Here is a 6,855-nt window from a genome sequence, read left to right on the forward strand (position 1 = left end):
CCCCGGTGGCAGCGGGGGGCGGGCCCGCCACGGCCCTTCGCGTCACCGCACGGCCGGACCGGGTCCGGGAGCGGGGCCGGACCGGCGGGGGCACCGTCAGGGGACGGTGGCGGCCAGCTCGGTGCGGACGGCGTCCAGGACGGGCGCGGGGTTGTCGGCGGGGAAGAAGTGCCCGCCGCGCACGGTGTGCAGGGCGAAGGAGCCGGTGGTGTGCAGGCGCCAGGCCTCGCACCCGGCGGCGGGGGCGCGGTCGTCCTCGGTGCCGGTCAGGGCGACGACACGGCAGTCCAGCGGCCGGCCGGGGCGGTAGCGGTAGCTCTCGGCGAGCCGGAACTCGGCCCGCAGGGAGTGCTCGGCGACGTCCCGCAGCTCGGGGTGGGCGGTCAGCTCGCGGGGCGTGCCGCCGAGGGCCCGGACCTCGGCCCAGAACTCGGCGGCGGGCAGGTCCGCCAGCCGCCGGCCCGGGGACGGCAGGTGCGGGGCCACGTGGCCCGAGGCGAACAGCACGACGGGACCGCGGGCGCCGGCGCCCTGCAGCGCGCGGGCGGTCTCGAAGGCGAGGAGGGCGCCCAGACTGTGGCCGAGGAACGCGAACGGCCGCTGTTCGGTGAGCAGCCCGCGCGCGCAGGCGGCGGCGAGCTCGTCCACCGACGCGCCCGCCCCGCCCCCGGCCACCGGGGCGGGGGCGGGTGCCGGTGCGGCGGGCCGGGCGCGGCGGGTGACGACCCGGACCCGGACCGGGTCCAGGTCCGCCGCCCAGTCGCGGTAGGGGGTGGCGGCGCCACCCGCGTGCGGGAAACAGAGGAGCAGCATGACGGGACACTCCAGGGGAGACGGTGACCGGGCCGCCCCCGCGGGCCCGCGGGCCTGCGGGGCGCCGGGCACGGGTGGCGGCGGTCAGTCGTCGACCAGACGGGCGAAGGCGGGGACGACCAGGGCCTGGGTGACGACGGTCAGGCCGACCAGGACGGCGAGGGCCCTGAACAGCGCCTCGGCCGTGGTGGTGCCCTCGGCCGGCCCGGTCATCAGGGCCCGGATGCCCTCGATGACGTAGGTGAAGGGGTTCCAGGTGGTGAGCGCGGCCAGCCAGTCCTGGAGCAGGTACGGGGGCGCGGCGGCGGGGCTGGCGAACAGCAGGAGCACCGAGAGCGGCGCCATGGCCAGCGGGGCCTGGGAGTTGCGGGTGCGCAGGGCCACCAGGTAGAAGAAGCCGCCGTAGGCGACCGACCACAGCGAGCAGAGCGCGATGAGCACGAGGACGCCCAGCGGGCCGGAGTCGATCCGGGCCCCGAGCAGGACGCTGACGGCCAGTACGACCAGGCCGGCGGGGACGACGCGCAGGGCGTCGAAGAGCAGGCGGGACAGCAGCAGGGCGCTGGGGCGCACGGGCTGCAGGCGCAGGCGGTCCAGGAATCCGCTCTGCGCGTCGAGGACGAGGGCGGTGGCGGAGTACCCGGAGCCCATCATGCCGGTGAACAGGAGCAGGCCGGGGGCCATGTAGGCGGCGTACGGCGTGACGGGGAAACCGGGGATGAAGGCCATCCGCTCGTAGCTGGACGCGACGAGGGTGATCAGGAAGAGCGGGAACAGGACCGGGAAGACGAACGCGATGACGGGGCTGCGCAGGCCCTCCCGGAGGTTGCGGACCAGCAGGGTGAGGGTCTGGTCGAAGGTCGCGGGCACGGCGCTCACCGGTCGTTCCGGCCGGTGCCGACCGTGCGGGCGAGGGCCGCGGCGGAGACGTTGCGCCCGTCGGTGGTGCGGTGTTCCAGGCTTTCGCCGGTCAGACGCACGAAGACCTCCTCGATGGTCGGGTCGGTGACGGTGACCGCGTCGAGCGGCACCCCCAGGGCGTTCAGACGGGCGAGCAGGCCGGGCAGCACCTCGCCGACGGCGGGCAGGTTGACGGTCAGCAGGTCGCCGACCGTCCGGCAGGCGCCGGCGCCCAGGGCCTCGGTGACGGCCCGCCGGGCGGTGTCGCCGGCCGGCAGGGTGAGGACCTTGCCCCCGATGCCCTTCTTCAGGCCCTGGGGGGTGTCGATGACCGCGACCGCGCCGTGGTCGAGGATCGCGATGCGGTCGCAGAGCTCGTCGGCCTCGTCGAGGTACTGGGTGGTGAGGAAGACGGTGCCGCCGTCCTCGCGGTAGGAGCGCACGAACGCCCAGAGCGCACGCCGGCTCTGCGGGTCGAGCCCGGTGGTGGGCTCGTCCAGGAAGAGCAGTTCGGGGCGGTGCAGCAGCGCGAGGGTGGCGTCCAGACGTCGCCGCATGCCGACGGTGTAGGTGGCGACCAGGCGGTCGGCGACGTCGGTGAGACCGAAGCCGGTGAGCAGCTCGTCGGTGCGGGCGCGGCGTTCGGCGGCGGGCATGCGGCGCAGCGAGGCGATGAGGTGCAGGTGCTCGCGGCCGCTCATCAGGGGGTCGAGCGAGGCCTGCTGGAGCGAGAGGCCGATGCGGTCACGGATCCGCGCGCGGTCGCGGGCGAGGTCGAGTCCCAGGACGCTGGCGTGTCCCGAGGTCGCGCGGGTGAGGGTGGACAGGATGCGGACGGTGGTGGTCTTCCCCGCGCCGTTGCGGCCGAGGAAGCCGAACACCTCGCCCTGGACGACCTCGAAGTCGACCCGGTCCACGGCGACGGTGCCGTCGTCGAACGCCTTGTGGAGGCCCTGGGCCTCGATGATGGGCATGCCGTTCAGGGTCGGCCGCCGCCGGGGGCGTGAACAGCGCTGTTTCGGAGCGTCGTTCGTGCCTGGCGCGACTGCCCGTTCGGGGTGGCCGTTGGGGCGCGTCGAGCGTGTGGTGGCACGGAGGTGCCGCCTGCTCCTGTCCGGGGCGGCGGCGCGGCGGGTACAACGGGGCGATACCGGACCGGACGGAAGAGGGGCACTGGTCGTGAACGTCTTTCCCAGCTCGGCGTGGCTGAGTTCCTACGTCGGCCTCATCAACGCCTCCGAGGAGTTCGAGGAGGCCGCGATGACGTTCCAGGCGCGCATCGCGTTCGTCTTCGAGGCGGAGCAGGACGCCGGCGTGCCGGCGGACATCTGGTGCAGTACCGAATTCGGCGAGGGCAAGTGCCGCTTCGCCGCGTACGACGTGGGCAAGGAGGGCGCGGGGGATCCCACGTTCGTGATCCGGGCCCCGTACTCGGTGTGGAAGAGCGTGATCGCCGGGGAGACCGATCCGATCGAGGGCATGCTCGACGGCGACCTGATGGTCACCGGGCACCTGCCGACCCTCCTGAAGTACGTGCGGGCGACCGACGAGCTGGTGTCGCTGGCCGCGCGGGTGTCGAGCAGCTTCGTCGACGAGACGGTCTGAGCGCCGCGTCCGGGAGCGGGCCGTGCGACGCGGCGGCCCGCTCCCGGGCGCACCGGTGCCCCCGGGCCGGGCGCGGAGGTCCCGCCGGCCCGGAGGTCCCGCCGGCCCGGGGGCGCCGCCGTGGCCGGGCCGCCGACGCGGGCCGGGTGGCGTCAGCGGGCGACGGCGAGGACGGCGAGTTCGCCCGCCAGGTAGCGCTCGCGGCAGGCGCCGCGGCGCTTCTTCCCGGAGGAGGTCCTGGGCAGCGTGGTCGGCCGGATCAGGACCACCTCGGCCGGGGCGTACTGGGCGGCGGCGCGCAGGCGCTCGAACAGCTCGCGGGCCACCCGCTCGTGGCCCGCCGCGCCGCCCGCGACCTCGGCCACCACGACCATCCGCTCCTCGCCGGGCAGCGAGAACGCGATGACGTTGCCCCCGCGCACGCCCGGCACGCCCTCCGCGGCGCTCTCGTAGTCCTCGGGGTACAGGTTCCGCCCGCCGACGATGATGATGTCCTTGACCCGGCCGCAGACGTACAGCTCCCCGTCGTGGAGGAATCCGAGGTCACCGGTGTCCATCCGGCCCCCGCCCAGACGCCCCGCACCGTCGTCGAGCGGAGCGTGCGCGGCCGTCCAGTAGCCGTCGGTGACTCCGGGCCCGCTCACCCGGACCTCGCCGATCTGGCCCTCGGGCAGCACGCTGCCGTCGGCGGCGTGCACGCTGACCCGGGTGCCGGGCAGCGGGGCGCCGCAGGACGCCAGTGCCCGGGCCGGGACGGGGTGCGGGCCGAGCTGCGCCGGGAGCAGCCCGGGCTCGACCACCCGGGCGCCGGCCGGTCCGCGGGCTGCGGTGACCACCAGTGTGGTCTCCGCCATCCCGTAGGTCGGGCGCAGGGCGCCGTCGGGCAGGCCGCAGGCGCCCAGCACCTCCCGCACCCCCGCGAGGGTGTCGGCGTGGACGGCCTCCGCGCCGTCGATCGCCACCCGCAGCCGCGACAGGTCCAGTGCCGCGGGCCGCAGTTGCTGGGCCCGGACGGCGAGCCGGTAGGCGGAGTCCGGGGCCGCGGTGATCTCCGCCCGGCGCGCGCTGACCGTCTCCAGCCAGCTGGCCGGGCGCCGCAGGAACGTCTCCGTCGGCAGGAGCACCGCGTGCACGCCGTGGACGAGCAGGCCGGTCACCGACACGATCCCCATGTCGTGGTAGAAGGGCAGCCAGCTCACATAGGTGTCGCCCGGCCGCATGTCGAGGGTCTCCATGCAGGTGCGGATGTTGCCGACCAGCTGACCGTGGCGCACCACGACGGCCTTGGACGGCCCGGTGCTGCCCGAGGTGAACTGGAGCAGCGCCAGGTCCGCCGCGTCCGGCGCCGGCGGCAGCGGCGCCCTCGGGTGCGCGGCGGTCGCGTCGAAGGTCAGCAGCCGGACGCCGGCCGGCACCGCGGCCCGTACCCGGGCGGCGAGTGCGGGGGAGGTGAGCAGCACCCGGGCGCCGGCGGTCTCCGTGCGCGCCGCCAGCACCGCCCGCAGGCGTTCGGTGTCGTCGAGGCGCTCGTGCGGGAGGACCACCACGACCGCTCCGAGCCGCCACAGTCCGAACAGGTGCACCAGCATCGCCGGGGAGGTCGGTGCCAGCACGCACACCCGGTCGGCGGGCCGCACCCCGGCGCCCCGCAGCCGGGCCGCCACCCCGGCCGCCGCCTCCTCCAGCTCGCGCAGCGACAGCGGAACGGCCCGCATCCGTTCGTCCAGGACCGTCAACGAGCCGGCACCCCCGCGCGCCGCCGCACCGACGGCGGCGGGAACGGACAACCCACCCGGATCACGGACAACACCCGGCACCATGATCGCGCCCCTTTCCACAGGCGAGGACCTCCGCGGTCGACCCGGCCCACGCTAGACAGCGCGGCCCGGACCCGCAGCCACCCCAAGACCGCCCCGAACAGCGGTCCCCGGCCGGCGGTCCCCGCCCGGTGCTGCCCGAACAGCCACCGCCGTCCGGTCCCGTGCGCCCGGAAAGGCCGGTTGAGACATCGTCAATTCCCTTTGCTCTTCGAGCACTTCGTACCGAGTCGACGGGTCGGACGACACCGCCCCCACCTGCCGCGGGCGGGTCCCACCGGCCGTTCCGGCGTCCGGGGAAAGCCCCGGCCCCGGGCGTCCGCCCCCCGTGGGAACGCCCCGGAAAGCCGTCGACCCGCGCTGCCCGAACGGCCCGGCGGACGGACGGCGTCAACGGCCCGCCCTCCCGCCACCGCCCCGCACCGGAGCGGGGACGCCCCCCGGCACCCCGGAGCGGCGGTGCCCGAACGGCCACCCGGACCGGTCCCCTTCGGGCGGAACGGCCCGGCGGCGGGCGGTCGCGGGATTCGGTCGGATCCGAACATGACACGAGACCGCCCATTGCTGCGCGCCAGACGGTGAACTACTGTCGTGTCGGTCTACTAACGATGCGTAGTAGCGGCGCGACCCTTCGCCGAAGACTCCGTAGACCACCCACGGCACCCCCGGCACCCCCCGGTGCCCGGCCGTGACGACCGGCCCTGCCAGCACCCCGCGCACGGCCACATCCCCGTGCGCCCCGACCCCTCGGCCATCCGGCATCTCCCCCGCACGACACGGTCCCCGCACGACACGGAGAGACATTCCCCCCACCCCGACCCGCAGGAGGTACGGACATGACGGACGCGTATCACGCTTCGGTGCCCGAATACATCGGCGGTCACGCCCTCGACATCGCCCTGCTCGTCCCGAACGAGATGGCCAGATTCGGACTGCGCACCATGCTGTCCACCATCAGCGTCCGACATCTGACCGAGGTGGACTCTTTCGCTTCGCTCACCGAGCAGTTGGCGCACGTGCGTTTCGATATGCTGATCATATCCTGTACCGGGCATGACGTCGACCAACTCCACGACCCCCTGCGGGAGATCGCCTCGCACGGCGTCAAAATCCTCTTCCTGCTGGAGAACACCGCGCAGCACCTCGTGCTCCAGGCGGCCTCCCTGCCCGTCGACGGCTTCCTCATCCAGTCCGAGCTCACCCGGCACGCCCTCGCCGACGCCCTGCGCCGCATCAACGACGGCGAACTGTCGATGCCCACCGCGCTCGCCCGTGAACTCCTGTCGCAGGTACGCGAACGCGGCAGCACCAAGACGCCGCGCCCGGTCTCGCTCACCCCGCGCGAGCAGCAGGTCCTCACCCTCGTCGGCGACGGCCTCAGCAACAAGCAGATCGCCCGCCGCCTCGCCATCTCCGAGCACGGCGCCAAGCGGCACGTCGCGAACGTGCTCGCCAAGCTCAACAGCCCCAACCGCACCCTCGCCGTCGTCACCGCCCTCAAGGAGGGCCTCCTCCCGGCGCACACCTGAACACGCCGGCACGGGCCTGAACCGGCAGGTGGGCGGCCCGGTCCCGTCCACCGGGTCCACCCGGTCCACCCCCGGTCGAGTCGCGGCGAGGAAGGCGGATGCCGCGGCCGGCGGGGGTGACGGGGACAACGGGACCGGCGGCCCGCACCGGGGAACGAAGCACAGGGGGCGGCGGGAGGTGCGTGCACCTC

General features: G+C 74.8%; 6 protein-coding genes. 2 read left to right on the plus strand and 4 right to left on the minus strand.

The window, feature by feature from the left end:
- Nucleotides 1–96: 96 nt before the first annotated feature.
- From ACFCX4_RS33450 to ACFCX4_RS33460, 3 genes are all read right to left on the minus strand, one after another.
- The gene (locus ACFCX4_RS33450) at nt 97–813 is read right to left on the minus strand and encodes a thioesterase II family protein (RefSeq protein WP_376150750.1); all 717 of its coding nucleotides are present in this window, start codon (nt 811–813) and stop codon (nt 97–99) included.
- An 84-nt stretch (nt 814–897) separates the two neighbouring features.
- Nucleotides 898–1,692, minus strand: coding sequence for an ABC transporter permease (locus ACFCX4_RS33455; protein WP_376150752.1), 795 nt, complete (start codon nt 1,690–1,692; stop codon nt 898–900).
- Nucleotides 1,689–2,687 (minus strand): ATP-binding cassette domain-containing protein, encoded by a 999-nt coding sequence (locus ACFCX4_RS33460; protein ID WP_376150754.1) that lies wholly within the window; start codon nt 2,685–2,687, stop codon nt 1,689–1,691. The genes ACFCX4_RS33455 and ACFCX4_RS33460 overlap by 4 nt, the downstream gene beginning before the upstream one ends.
- Before the next feature lie 205 nt (nt 2,688–2,892).
- Between ACFCX4_RS33460 and ACFCX4_RS33465 the strand changes: the two genes are divergently transcribed.
- Nucleotides 2,893–3,318, plus strand: coding sequence for an SCP2 sterol-binding domain-containing protein (locus ACFCX4_RS33465; RefSeq protein ID WP_376150756.1), 426 nt, complete (start codon nt 2,893–2,895; stop codon nt 3,316–3,318).
- Nucleotides 3,319–3,470: 152 nt separating this feature from the next.
- On the opposite strand, the gene ACFCX4_RS33470 is transcribed toward ACFCX4_RS33465, so the two are convergent.
- Entirely contained in the window at nt 3,471–5,054 is a 1,584-nt protein-coding gene (locus ACFCX4_RS33470; protein WP_376150758.1) for an AMP-binding protein, read from the minus strand.
- A gap of 917 nt (nt 5,055–5,971) precedes the next feature.
- Here ACFCX4_RS33470 and ACFCX4_RS33475 point away from each other — a divergent pair.
- Nucleotides 5,972–6,664, plus strand: coding sequence for a LuxR C-terminal-related transcriptional regulator (locus tag ACFCX4_RS33475; protein ID WP_376150760.1), 693 nt, complete (start codon nt 5,972–5,974; stop codon nt 6,662–6,664).
- Nucleotides 6,665–6,855 lie beyond the last annotated feature (191 nt).

This window comes from Kitasatospora sp. NPDC056327, assembly GCF_042261735.1.
Classification (GTDB): Bacteria; Actinomycetota; Actinomycetes; order Streptomycetales; family Streptomycetaceae; genus Kitasatospora.